This is a genomic window from Nostoc sp. DedQUE02 (assembly GCF_034531035.1).
In the GTDB taxonomy this organism is placed as follows: Bacteria; Cyanobacteriota; Cyanobacteriia; order Cyanobacteriales; family Nostocaceae; genus Nostoc.
In genome coordinates, this window is the sequence record NZ_JAVRBY020000049.1 from 26,728 (window position 1) to 42,694 (window position 15,967).

Annotated in this window: 11 protein-coding genes and 1 pseudogene; 11 read left to right on the plus strand and 1 reads right to left on the minus strand. The window is 40.8% G+C overall.

Annotated elements, in window-relative coordinates; all coding sequences use genetic code 11:
• Nucleotides 1-79: 79 nt before the first annotated feature.
• From RMX98_RS27315 to RMX98_RS27330, 4 genes are all read left to right on the plus strand, one after another.
• Nucleotides 80-379: a hypothetical protein gene (locus RMX98_RS27315; protein ID WP_322680310.1), complete on the plus strand. Its 300-nt coding sequence runs from the start codon at nt 80-82 to the stop codon at nt 377-379.
• Between the two features lie 116 nt (nt 380-495).
• Nucleotides 496-1,563: a WD40 repeat domain-containing protein gene (locus RMX98_RS27320; RefSeq protein ID WP_322680311.1), complete on the plus strand. Its 1,068-nt coding sequence runs from the start codon at nt 496-498 to the stop codon at nt 1,561-1,563.
• A gap of 613 nt (nt 1,564-2,176) precedes the next feature.
• A complete protein-coding gene (locus RMX98_RS27325) occupies nt 2,177-2,785 on the plus strand; it encodes a hypothetical protein (protein ID WP_322680312.1) in 609 nt (202 codons plus the stop codon).
• A gap of 254 nt (nt 2,786-3,039) precedes the next feature.
• Nucleotides 3,040-3,354, plus strand: coding sequence for an S-layer protein (locus RMX98_RS27330; RefSeq protein WP_322680313.1), 315 nt, complete (start codon nt 3,040-3,042; stop codon nt 3,352-3,354).
• A 246-nt stretch (nt 3,355-3,600) separates the two neighbouring features.
• On the opposite strand, the gene RMX98_RS27335 is transcribed toward RMX98_RS27330, so the two are convergent.
• On the minus strand, nt 3,601-5,034 hold the full coding sequence (locus RMX98_RS27335) for a WGR domain-containing protein (RefSeq protein WP_322680314.1): 1,434 nt from the start codon (nt 5,032-5,034) through the stop codon (nt 3,601-3,603).
• A gap of 205 nt (nt 5,035-5,239) precedes the next feature.
• Here RMX98_RS27335 and RMX98_RS27340 point away from each other — a divergent pair, with 205 nt between their 5' ends.
• From RMX98_RS27340 to RMX98_RS27370, 7 genes and pseudogenes are all read left to right on the plus strand, one after another.
• Nucleotides 5,240-5,467 (plus strand): hypothetical protein, encoded by a 228-nt coding sequence (locus tag RMX98_RS27340; protein ID WP_322680315.1) that lies wholly within the window; start codon nt 5,240-5,242, stop codon nt 5,465-5,467.
• A 371-nt stretch (nt 5,468-5,838) separates the two neighbouring features.
• A pseudogene (locus tag RMX98_RS27345) lies at nt 5,839-6,036 on the plus strand (transposase); the annotation flags it as partial.
• 82 nt (nt 6,037-6,118) lie between these two features.
• Nucleotides 6,119-6,631, plus strand: a complete 513-nt coding sequence (locus RMX98_RS27350; RefSeq protein ID WP_322680327.1) for a DUF1822 family protein — start codon at nt 6,119-6,121, stop codon at nt 6,629-6,631.
• Nucleotides 6,632-6,651: 20 nt separating this feature from the next.
• Nucleotides 6,652-9,021: a CHASE2 domain-containing protein gene (locus RMX98_RS27355; protein ID WP_322680316.1), complete on the plus strand. Its 2,370-nt coding sequence runs from the start codon at nt 6,652-6,654 to the stop codon at nt 9,019-9,021.
• Nucleotides 9,014-9,823 carry a DUF928 domain-containing protein gene (locus RMX98_RS27360; protein WP_322680317.1) on the plus strand — a complete coding sequence of 270 codons (810 nt, stop codon included), beginning with the start codon at nt 9,014-9,016 and terminating at the stop codon, nt 9,821-9,823. Before RMX98_RS27355 ends, RMX98_RS27360 begins: the two co-directional genes overlap by 8 nt.
• Nucleotides 9,824-9,864: 41 nt before the next feature.
• On the plus strand, nt 9,865-13,950 hold the full coding sequence (locus RMX98_RS27365; protein ID WP_322680318.1) for a filamentous hemagglutinin N-terminal domain-containing protein: 4,086 nt from the start codon (nt 9,865-9,867) through the stop codon (nt 13,948-13,950).
• A complete protein-coding gene (locus RMX98_RS27370) occupies nt 13,940-15,730 on the plus strand; it encodes a ShlB/FhaC/HecB family hemolysin secretion/activation protein (RefSeq protein WP_322680319.1) in 1,791 nt (596 codons plus the stop codon). The genes RMX98_RS27365 and RMX98_RS27370 overlap by 11 nt, the downstream gene beginning before the upstream one ends.
• The last annotated feature ends 237 nt before the right edge of the window (nt 15,731-15,967 follow it).

A 15,967-nucleotide genomic window follows, 5' to 3' on the forward strand; every position in this document is an offset into this window, starting at 1 on the left:
AAGAGTTAAGATATTAAATAAAACAATATTATATAAGTAATCTCCAAGTCACAAAATGGAGTTTTTCAAGTAAAAATATATGAGTAATACTGAATTTCATCCTTGCCCAATCTGTTCGACCCCAACTCGATATTTTCCAAGATATCCACGTGCAGTTTGCGATGATTGCTATAGCAAAGCAAGTGATGCTCAAGGACGAAAATTGAGTTTTTTTAATACCTCAATGAGTGGAGGATTTGAGGGAATTATAACTGAAACTAAAGAGAAGTACGAAAGCCATATTTGCTATATTGATGGGGTAAAATGCTGCGCTGATGAAGCTCGGTTTGGCGGTATTGTGATTGAAACGATAATAAATGATAATTTTTCTAATCACTAGGAAACCGTATTTAGATTATTAAGTTATACCCAGTACTTGACTGTGGTCTATCAGATTAGATGCGATTGCGCCCCATCAAATGGGAACCATGTTATGTAATTGCGTTCCTTGGCACCATGAAATTATTGCATTTTCTCAAATCCAGACCAGTTATTATAGTAATAGCTATCGCAGTAAATATCACTGTCATTGATGTACATTCTTCTAGTTCAAATCTTCCCATAGGCAAGAGTACAATTACTCAGTTACAACCACAGATTCAACTTATTCACACACTGACTGGGCATAAAAAAGTGACTTTTGGTGTGAGAGCAGTTGCGATTAGCTCTTCGGGGCAAACCCTGATTAGTGGAGGTAGAGATGATACGATTAAATTCTGGAATTTACGTACTGGGAAATTACTGCATAGTTTAGACGCTCACTCAGATGGTATTACTTCAATAGCTATTAGTCCAGATGGCAAGCGAATTGTAACTGGTGGGATAAGCACCCCAACAATGAAGGTTTGGGATTTACGCACTTTCCTTATGCTTGAGAGCGAAAGTGGACATACTCAACCAGTAGAGACTGTTGCGATTAGTTCAGATGGTAAATTTATTGCTAGTGGCAGTGACGATCATACAATCAAGCTTTGGGATTTACACACGCTTAAGCTGCTTGATACCATTACTACACACTCAGGATTTGTGAGTAAAGTTGCATTTAGCCCTGATATGCAAACCCTTGTAAGTGCTGGGGGTGGCGATGATAATACAATTAGGCTGATTGATTTACAAACCAAAAAAACACGCCATATTCTCAAAGGACACAAAACTGGAGTTGATGCTATTGCCATTACTCCAGATAGCAAAAAGCTTGTTACTGGTAGTTTTGGTCAGCTAGTTTCTCGAAATCGTGCAATTAGTACTCTGAAATTATGGAATCTTCAAACTGGAAAACTGCTGCATGAGTTTAGTGATAATTTTAATTCAGTTGAATCTCTTGTGATCAGCCCGAATGGAAAAATTCTCATCTGCGGTAATTATGATGGCAGTATTAAACTGTGGAGCTTAGAGACTTTAAAGCCGTTGCATACCTTTCAAGATGGTTCCAGTTCTGTTTTAGGGCTTGCTCTTAGTCCAGATGGTAAAACCCTTGCTAGTAGCAATGAGGATAGTACTGTACATATTTGGCAAATTAAATAACTGCATTAGCCCTATTTTTGGCACATGGGAACTTCTAAAAGCAGAAGCTGGTTACGAATACAGAACTTAACTTTAACTATGGGTATTGTCGTTCAAAAAGTACGAGTCAGAATAGCTTTTCTAAAACCCGTACTTTTCCGTTCCTAACACGCCATCTGTTAAAACAATTGAAAATTCAAAATTATCAATTTCATTATTACAAGACGCGACGCTCCTGCGTCGCTAACGCTTCGCTATCGTGGACTCGCTGACCGCCGACGCTATCAGTGGGGGCTTGAAACCCGCCATCTAGAAGCACCACTGATTCAAAGAATTCAGTGGGGGCAAAAAAAGAGCGAATTAATTAATTCAAAATTATTCTTCTTATTCATTTTAAATTTTGAATTTTGAATTCAAAAAATGATCAAAAGCAAATACAAAACAGTCTTTCAAGTGTCTCGATCTCACCTACTGCTTCTGGAAATTGATTTATGACTTCTTGAAGATTCATAGATTGGGGTAAAAATAGCGTCGCCCACACTAGGGGCTTATTGGCTGAAAGTATTACTATTCATCTTAATTTGTCAATGGCTGTAACCAATAAATTCAAGTATGCTGAATTTATCAGTGAAGAGTGCAGATTCCACAGGAGATAGCTTTGTTGAATATCAACCTTTCTTTTTGTATCTGGTTAAAACAACGTCATACATTCATTGGAGTTTTATTGCTTGCTATGTCTATTACAGCTTGCAGTAACTCTGCTACATCACAATTAGCATCTGCTAATCGCCCAACGCTGGCAAATCTTTCGGACAGGTCTAATCCATCTTCTCCACCCGCCTCTGGCACACAAAATCCTGACAATAACCAATCCCAAGAACAACTTGCAGTCCAACTCATTCATGATTATTACGATGCCATCGCTCGTCAAGACTATAAACAAGCTTACTTGGCTTGGGATGGAGATGGTAGTGCCAGTAAGGAATCATTTGAGGAATTTCAGCAGGGTTTTGCTAACATCGTATCCATTGTTGAAGAAGTCGGAAAACCGGGTTCTTTAGAAGGGGCAGCAGGTTCGATATATATTGAAATTCCCGTTACTGTTACGGCTGTTACTAGCAATGGAACTCCACAGCGTTTTCGTGGTAGCTATAAGCTGCGACGAGTCAATAACGTTCCTGGCTCAACTCCAAAGCAACGTAAATGGCATATCTACTCGGACAATATTTCTCTTGAGCAGTAATTGGTTCTAGAAAAATCCTGAATCAGCCTGAATGCTCTGTTACTTCCTTTTAAACGTCAACTCTCCCTAGTCGAAATCAGATTAACGGGACTTAGACAAAAATCAAGCCCAAATAAAACTGATACTTGTACCCCCCAAGCCAAATTTTTGTTTAAGTACCGCTAACACTTCATCTGGGCAAAATTATTTTAGTTCCTGGGCTGCTGTCTGCAAACTAAGATAGGGTTAAATGCCATCTCTAGAAAACTCAAGTTATGAAGTACAAAATTTTAGCTACACTTGTAGTATTAGCGACTACTAGCTTTGTTACTCCTGCTAAATCTCAAGAACCTGTAACTGAAGCTCCAGCAACATCAAATCAAGTTGTGAATGCTTGCGTTCAAAATCTTGCCCAAACTTTACCAAATCCTTTTACTGATGTTCCATCAGACCATTGGGCTTTCAAAGCAGTTATGACCATGCACTATTGTGGTGCATTTCGCCAAGCTACACCACCAACAATATTAAAAAAACTCCAACCCACTCAACGCCAACAGCAACCACAGCAAGAACAACTGTTTGAAAAATAATTACTGATCACAGATATGCTTAATTCACAGACGGTATCCGCGATTTTGAGTTTCTTCCTTGGTGGCACACAGGACATAGTTGCTGGTGATGGAGAAAGTAGCGACACCGGACAGCCCGTCGTAGACATCGCTCTTATGGAGGCTAATCCATCGCCTAAGAGCAATCGATTTTCAGGAGTGATTGCCGAAAGCTCTTTGAAAAGACAGCGAACGCTCGAATACAACAAATGTTCCCGCTTTATCTCATTAAACTAATTTTTGAATATCACCATAGGCACGGTAGAATCCGCCACTGGCTGATTCACGTATTTCTTGAACAAGGTAACGCGCACCTTCAACACGAATATCCTTGGGAAACTGCACTTTCCAGTTGTGGTTGTAACCATCACAAACAACACGAACTCTCAATTTACTTCCTTCTCGAAAGCATTCAACAATAACCCCAGAGCTTGTATTTGTAGTAGTTTCTAGAACAGATGAGGGTGCTACTCCTTCACCTAATGGTGCTTTAATAATTACTGCTTCGGGAACTGTACCCGTTTGAGCAGAGCGAATCGCAGTTTCATTAGCATCAATGCAAGCCAAATAACCATCTGTCGTAACAATATAAATATAGTTGTTGAAAAACTGCATAGATAAAGCCGAGCCACACCCTGTAGAAAGTTTCCAAAGACGCTCTCCTAGCCCATCAAAGCAGTAAATGGAAGAACTATTGTCTCCAGCAAATACATACTTGCCGTTAAGTGCGGTAGCGCAAGAGTAAACTGACGCATCACATTTGAAAACGGAGCCAACTTCTCCATTTTTATTAAAGCAGTGAACTTTATGATCGCTTGTTCCGGCATAGACTGTTGATGCCTCTTGCCAACCAAAGAGTACGCTGCCTTGAGTTTTTTGATGCCATAACATCCGACCTTCAAGGCGATCGTACATAGTCACGCCTTTGCTGTGACCGTGGTAAATCCCAGATTGGTCACAACGTACCATCCAGCCGGAATCGCCTTGACTCAGACGCGTCCACTGTGATTCATCATCATGATCGATTGTCGTTACCCCACCATTGGCATCAGAGACGGCTAAAAGTCCATCTTTGATATCTAACCAAAAAATATCGACATTTTCATCAATCTTATAGCTCAAACGTGGTAGCTTGCCAGTCAGGTCGTAAACATTGCCATCATCGCAACCAGCATAAATCCAAATATCATCTGCCACTAAACATTTAACGCCATCAGGAAGCTTAAACCGATTGATTGTTTGACCTTGATGATTCAAAGAAAAAACTTGACCGGCTTGATTCCCAACCCAGCAACGTTTGGCATCAATGAAAATTCCAAAAGCAGCTGAAGATGAAGCAAACTTCCAAATAATCGGAGCTTGTTTAGCGGTGGAAATAGTGCTGCTGACTTGGCGGCGTGTCACAGAGCGCTTTTGGCGAACACCCATAACAGCTATTTCATAACCCTTGTTGAGCTTTTCTTTAATTTTTTTACTCGCCTCTGCTTTCGCTTTCTCAGAAGTTGGATAAGCTTTTGTTTGAGTTTGCCCACAGTCGCCAATACGACCGTAACGTATAGTTAATTGATTATCTTGAACTATCACTTCATAAAACTTGTGAGAGCTTCCACTAGCTTCGGAAAGCTCCAAATATGTCTTTTCTTCAGGAACGACTTCTCTCATAAAAATTAATATTAGTGTTTAACTATACATAACTATTGAGGTATGCTTGCTTAGAGGTAATGAAACAAAGTAGCTACAAAATTAAATTTTGCCCTGATATATTGTGGGAAGTATCTTGAGCTTTGACCACTAATCTGGCTCATGAACTAATTTGAAATTTTAAGTTATTAGTAATACTATTTATACAGTAAAATTACATAAAATAATGAATAAGGCTACCATTGTTGCAGCATTTCTACTACTGATCTCTGGAATGCCGCTTACTTCGGTAAGTGCGATGGATGGCTTGTTAGTTCTTTGGAAAATCAAGATAGTGGTGATCATAGCTCCAGCGATCGCAGTTAAAATTATGGCATTTTTCCAGAACGGCTTCATTTTGCGACATCTGTTGTTACAGGAAACCATAATTTTAACTGCAATAAAGATTTATTAACGATTGTCTTGTCAAGTTATGTAAACAGATTTCAATATTGGTTCTCCCTAAGCTTAGAACGATGCGATCGCTCATCTGAATTTACCAGGACTTACGCAACTGTCACAAGCAATGGCGCAGTTGGCTACACCTTGCGCCAAACAACTAGGCAATCAACATGGAAACAGGCGGACGTTCTAGTTGCTTTTTCATGATTTGAAGAATAGTTAACACAGCCGATTAGTGTTACTAATTTCAGCAATGCCCTCTGAGTACACCAATTCTATATAGTACATAAATACTATAAACTAGCGATCGCTCTGTGCCAGTTGCGTAAGTCCTGTTTACCACTCGTTTGGAGACAGTATTAGACATGGTTGGTTTCAGCTAGGCAATATTATCCCGAAAGTCATAACACGATGCTGCGGTGGTTTGATGAGATAATTGCCTATTTTGACTACAGGATTACCAATGGAATGGTAGAAGGTATTAATAATAAATTAAAGTTGATTAAAAAGTCTGCTTTTGGCTTTAGTAATTTTGATGATTTCAAAATTAGAAGTTTGCTTAACTGGCATTTTAACTATTAATTCAGCATACTAACCTAGTTCTTATGCTTGTGAGCAAATACCACTAACAAGCATCAAACCCCTTAATTTCCTTTTTGATTGTATTCCTGACGCTGTTGCTCACCTTAGACTCAGTGCTAGGCAGACAGGAGTGAACTTAGGTCAATGGTTCGAGAATCTGTTTGAAAATAGTTGGATGGTTTTAGAAGAAGTTTTCGGCAGCATAGATGAAAAAAAGTTTGCGTTAAGAAGTGTTTCATCTTTAAGTAAAGTTAGTGTGGCACGAGCAAAAATAATAGATTTAGGACTACGAGTGGGAAATGAACCACTAGCCTTAATAGTAGCAATAGCTGCGCTCGCCGAAGGCATCGCACCATTACCCGAACAAAAAGTAGAAGTACTAGTACAGCTACATTCAATGGACGAAAAAACCTATTTGCCATCTAACCTGAGACTGAATTTACAAGCAGAATCAGGAGAGATTCTTCAAGAAGTTGTATCACGAAGCAATGATAACTTTATTCAATTAAAACGATTTCGAGGGGATTCTGGAGAAAGCTTTAATATTCAAGTGTCTGATGGTAATTTTACAATCAAAGAAACTTTTGTCATCTGACACTTTTTTGTTGGAGTCTAATGAGTAAGTTAGTTGTTTTGAATTTAGGTAAGGGCGACCTCCATAAAGGTTTTCCTGATGTCACGGTTCAACTTGGGTTAATAAATAACCCACGTGCGATGGAATTTCGCGGGAGTTTGCCACCAGCGCCAGAAATTTCTCAACTTTATCGAAATTGGCAAATACTATATTTGGCTCTCTATCGTCACTATAAATGGTGGATACGTCTAGAAATCGAAGATAGTGATGTCACAAATTTTTCGGAATTGGAATTTAACGATTTATGTCAGCACTTATCATCTAAAATTAATATTTGGCTCAATTGTGAGCAGTTTCGCAAGATAGACCAAAAATTACGCACGCAACTAAATCCAAATGAAGAAATTTGCTTTATAATTGCAACTTCTGATAACTTACTCCGACGACTGCCTTGGCATTTATGGAGTTTTTTTGATGATTATCCAAAAGCTGAAGTTGCACTTAGTCCCTTAGAACCACGAAGATTAAATAAAATATATACTCAAGATAAAAAAGTCAAGATTTTAGCAATTTTTGGTAGTAATCAAGGAATTGATATTAGTCAGGATAAGTATTTATTAGAGAATTTACAAAACCAAGCTCAAATAAATTTCTTAATTGAGCCACAACAAAAAGAGTTAAGTAACGAATTTTGGGGAAAGGGTTGGAATATTCTATTTTTTGCTGGACATAGTTCTAGTCAAGAAAAAGGAGTTTTACAAATTAATCAAACTACAACAATTACTCTAGATAAATTAAAATATGGACTCAAAAAAGCAATTGAGAACGGATTGCACTTGGCAATTTTTAATTCCTGTGATGGCTTAGGTTTAGCAGAAGCGTTAGAGGATTTACACATTCCTCAAGTCATTGTCATGCGCGAACCAGTCCCGGATTTGGTAGCACAGGAATTTTTAAAACATTTTTTAGGTGAATTTTCTAGTGGACAATCACTATACTCTGCACTGCGCGAGGCGCGAAAAAGGCTCGAAGGAATAGAAGATAAATATCCTTGTGCAACTTGGTTGCCAGTAATTTGCCAAAATCCCTTGTCAGCGCCAATGACTTGGCAGGTGCAGCGAAAGATCATCACCACTAAGAGTGTTTTAGTAATATTGCTGGCAAGCTTGTTGATAACAAGTTTAGTCATGGGAGTGCGGTATGGGGGTTATCTGCAAACATCGGAACTACAGGCTTTTGACCATTTTATGCAGTTGCGATCGCATTTTGTCACCGAAAAACCTGACGAGCGGATTTTAATTATCACAATTGATGAAGCGGATATTCAATACCAAATCAATCAAGGAATGCAAATGCGATGGTCTTTATCTGACCAAGCCCTTGCTTTACTATTAGATAAATTAAATAAATACCAACCACGAACTATCGGTTTAGATATTTATCGGGATGGAATTGTAGATCCCAAATATCCAAATTTAGCTACTCGTTTTCGGGAGGACAATCGTCTATTTTTCGTCTGCAAAGTTGCTACTACTGATAATGATGGTGATAGTGATGGTATTCCCTCACCGAATGGAGTTTCAAGGGAACGCTTAAGCTTTAGTGATTTTGTTGCAGATGATGAAGATATTGCTCGTCGCCAGCTTTTATATTTGACTCCGCCCCCAACATCTCTATGTACTACAGAATACGCTTTTAATCTCCAACTAGCACTTCATTATTTAGATAAAAAAGGTAAAATTTCAAGTGTTACAAAAGACGGTTATTTACAAATTGGTGATATTATATTTAAGCAATTAAACGAACATACTAGCGGTTATCAAGAAGTAGATGCATCCGGTTATCAAATATTGTTGAATTATCGTTCTCTTGACCCTGTTGAAAAAATTGCCGAGCAAGTTAGTTTAAGAGATGTATTAGAAGAAAAAATCCCATTAGAATCAGTTCAATTACTCAAAGACCGCATTGTGATGATTGGCCTTTCTGCCCCTACCAATACAAACGATTATTGGAAAACACCCTTCAGTTCTAATGCTAAACCGAAGCAAAAGCAAGTACCGGGTGTATTCGTACAAGCACAGATGCTAAGTCAAATCCTCAGCGCAGTTTTAGACCGCAGACCTTTGTTGTGGTGGTGGTCTGGATGGGTGGAGGCACTTTGGATATGGGGATGGTCATTAGTCGGAGGTATTACAGCGTGGTATTATTCAAAACCACTGTACCTGGGATTAGCGGTGATAATAACACTTTTAACAGTGTTTGGGTTATGTTTTGGTATTTTTACACTAGCTGGATGGGTGCCATTTATCCCCTCAGTGTTAGCGTTGCTAGCTACCCAAGTAACGGTAATCTCATGGTTTAGACGTTCGCATCTTCGTAAGAGAAAACAATTAAATTTTAATCGTGATTAAAAAATTTGTTGTCCAACCAATTCAACGTGCTTGCGTAATTCCTTTAATACTTATTAGTTTGATGAGTTACTCGCCATCAGTGCAGGCACAACAGACAAATTCGATTCCAAACATTGTTAAAAATTCGTCCTTCCAATCCTCTCAGCAACCAAAATTGCCTAGAAACGGCGCACCCACAGGTCGGCGCAGAGCAGGGGCTGGGCGTAGTCCTGAGTGTCCTAGCTCTCTAACACGTCTTACTGCTTTAGCACCTGGTGATGGAGGGGAATCAGTCTTGGCATCAACAGTTGCAGAAAATCCAACTTTTTGGTTTTATGTTCCTCAACTACCTCAAACCATCCGTTCTGGAGAATTCGTATTGCAAGTGCTAGATGGTAAAGATGTACAAAATGTCTATCGAACACCTCTTACTCTGTCTGGAAAAGCGGGGATCGTCAGCATTACTTTGCCAGCACAACCGCAATATTTTTTAAAAATAGATAAAAAATATCACTGGTACTTTCATATTTATTGTGGCGATGTAGAAAAAACATCTGACAATTTTTATGTAGATGGGTTTGTGCAAAGGCAAGTGCTGACAGAGGCTCTTGATAGTCAGTTGAAGTTAGCAAAACCAAAAGAGTACATTGTCTATAGTGCCAATAATATTTGGTACGATGCCCTAACTAATTTAGGTCAACAACGCCGCACTAATCCACAGAATGCAACTCTTAATCAAGATTGGGTTGACTTATTAAATGCAGTTGGCTTGCAAGACATTGCTAAAGAGCCAATTGTACAGGATTACAACTTGGAAAAATAAGACTAATCACACGATGCAGTTACTGATTTGTGAGGGGTGTTATGTCAGGAATAACTCAAGATTGGCGGTGTTGGTGTAGTAGTTTGGTGATGACAAGTGTGTTAATTGCTTCCTTACAAGATAAAGCTTTTACCCAAATTACCCCAGATAACACCTTACCTAAGAACTCTAGCGTTGCCAAGGATGGAAACACCTTTAATATCACTGGAGGAACGCAAGCAGAAAGTAATTTGTTTCACAGCTTTAGTGACTTTTCCGTTCCTCCTAATGGTACTGCTTCTTTTAATAATGCTGCGGATATTCAAAATATCATCAGTCGGGTAACAGGTAGCTCAGTCTCTAATATTGATGGATTAATTCGCGCGTCGGGTAAAGCTAATTTATTTTTGATAAATCCCAATGGAATTATTTTTGGCGAGGAAGCAAGGCTAGATATTGGTGGTTCTTTTATCGTGACTACAGCTAATGCAATTGGCTTTGGCGATCGCGGTTTTTTTAGTGCAACTAATCCGAATAGTCCACAGTTGCTAACAGTAAATCCTTCGGCTTTTTTATTCAATCAAATTGCTGCTGCACCGATTCAAAATAACTCAATTGCACGCGCAGGAGTAGATCCAGCAGGCTATGATGCATTTGGTTTACGAGTACCAGATGGAAAAAGTTTACTACTGGTGGGTGGTGATGTCAGCATGAATGGAGGAGAATTAAATGCTTATGGTGGACGAGTTGAGTTGGGAGGATTGAGCGAACCTGGTACTATAACACTGGGTGTAGAGGGTGATAATCTCAGCTTGAAATTTCCTTCTAATGTTGCGCGAACTTCGGTATCCCTTACCAATCAAGCTGCAATATACGTAGAAGCTGCTGGTGGCGCTAATATTGCAGTTAATGCTAAGAATTTAGATATTTTGGAAGGAAGTCTTTTAAGTGCTGGTATTGGACAAGATTTAGGGACATCTGAAACTGTTGCAGGAGATATTGCACTTAATGCTACCGGGGAAATCAAGGTTGCTGGTGGGAGCATAGTTCGTAATCTTGTGAATTTTGGTTCAAAAGGTAATGGGGGTAGCATTACTATCGATTCTGGTTCATTCTCTCTAAGTGATGGCGCTGGACTTGTTGCCTCAACATTTGGACAAGGGAGTGCGGGGAATGTGACAGTGCGGGCACGAGATGCTGTTTCTCTTACAAATGCTTACATCTCAAGCACAGTGTCATCAGGGGGTGTAGGTAAAGGTGGCAATATCGATATCAATGCTGCAACACTATCACTAATTGATGGCGCTCAATTGCAAACCATTACTCGTAGTGCATCTGCTACCCAGCCAGCAGGACGGGGAGATGCGGGGAATGTCAATGTTAATGTTACAGGCATTGTTGATATTGCTGGAGAGAAAAATGGTTTTTTCAGTGGGATTCTTAACTTCGTGGGAACGGGGACAGTTGGTAATGGGGGTAACATTACTATCGATTCTGGTTCTTTCTCATTAGGCGATCGCGCTCGATTTGAAGCCTCAACTTATGGACAAGGGAATGCGGGGAATGTGACAGTGCGGGCACGAGATGCTGTTTCCCTTGCAGATAATGCTGTCATTGTGAGCGCGATGGGAGCAGGGAGTGTAGGTAAAAAAGGTAATATTGACATCAATGCTGCAACACTATCACTAATTGATGGTGCTCAACTGCTAACCATTACTCGTGGTGTATCTGCTACGCAACCACCAGGAAGGGAGGATACGGGGAATGTCAATGTTAATGTTACAGGCATTGTTGATATTGCTGGGGAGAAAAACGGTTTTTTTAGTGGGATTATCAGCAGTGTAGAAACGGGAACAGTTGGCAATGGGGGTAACATTACTATCAATTCTGCTTCTTTCTCGTTACGCGATCGCGCTCAACTTGCTGCCACAACTTATGGACAAGGGAATGCAGGGAATGTGACAGTGAGTGCAAAAGATTCTGTTTCCCTCGCAGCAGATGCTATCATCTTCAGCACGGTGGAACCAGGGGGTGAAGGTAAGGGAGGTAATATCGACATCAATGCTGCAACACTATCACTAATTGATGGCGCTCAATTGCAAACCATTACTCGTGGTGCATCTGCTACCCAGCCAGCAGGACAGGGGGATGCGGGAAATGTCAAGGTTAATGTTACAGGCATTGTTGATATTGCTGGGAGTGGGATTGGCAGCGAGGTGGAAACGGGGACATTTGGCAATGGTGGTAACATTACTATCGATTCTGGTTCTTTCTCATTACGCGATCGCGCTTTTCTTTCTGCCTCAACTTCTACACATGGGAATGCGGGGAATGTGACAGTGCGGGCACGAGATGCTGTTTTGCTGGAATATGCTTCTATCTTCAGCACGGTGGAAGCAGGGGGTGTAGGTAATGGAGGCAATATCGACATCAATGCTACAACACTATCACTAATTGATGGTGGTCAACTGCTAACTGTTACTCGTGACGCAAGTGATACCCAGCCAGCAGGACAGGGAAATGCGGGGAATGTCAATGTTAATGTTACAGGCATTGTTGATATTGCTGGGGAGAAAAATGGTTTGCCTGGTGCGATTGGCAGCTTTGTGTATTCGGGAACAGTTGGCAATGGGGGTAACATTACTATCGATTCTGGTTCATTTTCATTACGCGATCGTGCTTTTCTTGCTGCCTCAACTTATGGACAAGGGAATGCGGGGAATGTGACAGTGCAGGCACGAGACACTGTTTCTCTTGCAGATGCTTCCATATACAGCACGGTAGAACCAGGGGGTGTAGGTAAAGGTGGCAATATTAATATCAATGCTGCAACACTGTCACTAATTGATGGCGCTGAACTTCAAGCCTTAACTTCTGGACGAGGGAATGCGGGGAATGTAACAGTACAGGCACGAGATACTGTTTCTCTTACAGATGCTTACATCCTCAGCACGGTGGAAGATGGGAGTGTAGGTCAGGGAGGCAATATTAATATCAATGCTGCAACACTATCACTAATTGATGGCGCTCAATTGCAAACCATTACTCGTGGTGCATCTGCTACCCAGCCAGCAGGACAGGGGGATGCGGGGAATGTCAATGTTAATGTTACTGGTGCTGTTAATATTGCTGGGGAGAAAAATGGTTTGTCTAGTGCGATTGCCAGCAGTGTGGAAACAGGGACACAAGGCAATGGGGGTAACATTACTATCGACTCTGGTTCATTTTCATTACGCGATGGCGCTGAACTTCAAGCCTCAACTTCTGGACAAGGGAATGCGGGTGCAATCAAGGTTAATGCTGCTGATTTTTTCACGATTTCTAGTACCAATTCAGACTCTAACAGTGGGTTGTTCGTGAACTCCCAAAGTCCGACGGGTACTGCTAGAGATATTATCGTCATCTCACCGAGAGTTACCTTAGACAACGGTGGCACACTCAACGCCCAATCTGCATCGGGTAATGGTGGCAACATCAACTTACAAACTGATTCACTATTTCTACATCGTGGTGCTTCTATTTCTACCACCGCAGGCACAGCACAAGCTGGGGGTAATGGTGGCAACATCATCATCAATGCCACCAATGGCTTCATACTCGCTGTGCCTAGTGAAAATAGTGACATCACTGCCAATGCTTTTACAGGCAGTGGTGGCAGAGTGGATATTCAAGCCACTGGCATTTATGGTATCGAGTTCCGTGAAAGTCCAACTGTGTTGAGTGACATCACTGCTAGTTCAGAATTTGGTACACAAGGCACTGTAGAACTCAACACCCCAGATGTTGACCCCAACAGTGGCTTAGTGCAATTGCCAACAACACCAGTTGACACTCAGGTGGCTCAAGGCTGCTACAGTCCAGATTATGCTCAAAACCGATTTGTGATTGCCGGACGCGGCGGTTTACCACCCAATCCCAAAGACATTCTCACTCCTGATGCGCCTCAAATCGATTGGGTGTCTGTTAAACCCACTAACAACAATCGTTCCACACCACCTGTTAGCAGTACAACTATTTCCACTCCCAAACGCATTGTTGAAGCCACAGGTGCAACGCTAAACGCCAAAGGACAAATAGTCTTGAGTGCTAATTCATCTGCCGCACCCTACACTTTTAGACAGAACCCTATTCAGTGTCATGGTAGCTAAAGTTACTCATACTTTTGCAGCGTCCTGCTTACTGATGTTATTCAACAGCCTGATAACTACACCCAGCAGGGCACAGACACTCAATCGCGTACAACCATCCCAAAACAATTCTCCTTCGCTTCCGCAACTTCCGCCACCGCAGGATGTCCAACCACCCTCACCCAAAACACCAACACCACCAACACCACCCCAACTTCCACCTCCATCCGAATTACTTCAACCTGAACAACCACAACCATTACCAGATGAACCACTCCTGGAAAGATCGCAAATCTTCAGTGTTAAACAGTTTGAAGTCATTGGCAATACAGTATTCAGTCGAGAAAAGTTGACTGAGGTACTTGCTCCCTTTACAAACAAGCTGATAACATTTGCACAATTGTTAGAAGCTCGTTCCAAAATTACCGAACTTTATATTCAAGAGGGATACGTTACGTCTGGGGCTTACATTCCTGAACAAACTTTTGCTAACAACGGTGTTGTCCAAATCCAGGTAATAGAAGGGAAATTAGAAGATATCCAAATAACTGGGACTAAGCGACTCAACCCAAATTATATCCGCAGCCGTATAGCTTTGGGCGCATCCACTCCTTTGAATCAAAAACGCCTATTAGAGTCACTACAATTATTGCAACTCAATCCTTTAATTCAAAACGTCTCTGCTGAATTGTCTGCTGGCTCACGTACTGGTGCTAATTTACTCGCTATTAAGATAACAGAAGCTGATTCATTCAATATACAAGCAGTCCTGGATAATGGTCGTTCACCTAGTATTGGTAGTTTCCGCCGCCAACTGCAAATCAACGAAGCTAACTTACTCGGATTTGGAGATAGTATATCGTTAACATATAGCAATACCGACGGCAGCAACACTATAGATACCAGCTATAGTTTACCTCTCAATCCCCGCAATGGTAGTCTTACTTTCAGTTATGGTACTACATCAGCCAATGTCATTGAACGTCCCTTCAATACATTAGATATTGAATCAGCTTCCCAATATTACGAACTGACATTCCGCCAACCTCTAGTGCAAACTCCTAACCAAGAATTCGCTCTTGGGATAACCGCTTTTCGTAGAGAAAGTGATATTTCCTCCTCTTTACTAGAAGAGAATGAGGTTCCTCTTTCTGAACTTTCACCAGGGGCTGATAAAGAAGGACGCACCAGAGTATCTGCGTTGCGTTTTTTTCAGGAATGGACGAGTCGCAATAGCCAAGAAGTCATTGCTGCTCGCTCTGAATTCAGTCTGGGAATTGGTGCATTCAATGCCACAATTAATGATACCGAACCTGATGGCCGCTTTTTCGCTTGGCGAGGACAGGCGCAGTGGGTACGCCTCTTAGCTCCTGATACTCTACTATTAATCCGTGGTAATGTGCAATTAGCTTGTACAGAGCTTTTAGCTTCAGAACAATTTGGTTTAGGTGGTATAAATAGTGTACGAGGATATCGTCAAGATTTACTGTTGACAGATAATGGCGTTTTTGCTTCTGTTGAGTTCCGGCTACCAATTGCCCGTGTACCACAATGGAATGGAGTTCTGCAAGTTATGACCTTTGGTGATGTTGGCACAGCTTGGAATAATTCTTCCAATAGAGATGAAAATAATACTAACACTCTAGCTTCTGTTGGTTTGGGTTTACGTTGGTTACAGGGTAATAACTTCACTGCTGGTGTTGAGTGGGGTATCCCTTTAGTTTCTGTTGATACTCAAACTCAAAGCAATACATGGCAAGAAAACGGTTTGTATTTTTTTGTACAATATAATCCGTTTTAATTTCACACAAAATTGTAGAGCTACAGAGAGTTATATCAGGTTTGTATTCTCACTAATTAGAATAATTAAATATAGCAGAAGGCAGATCGCGCAGCGTGTCGTAGACAAGGCAGGAGGTACAACTATTACTATTCTTAGTTTTGACGCTTTCAAATTTCTTGACCTATGTGACTACGGTTATACTATTTAAGAAAGTAAGTTTTAAAATTATATGAAATTTTTCCAGCATTTTTTTAT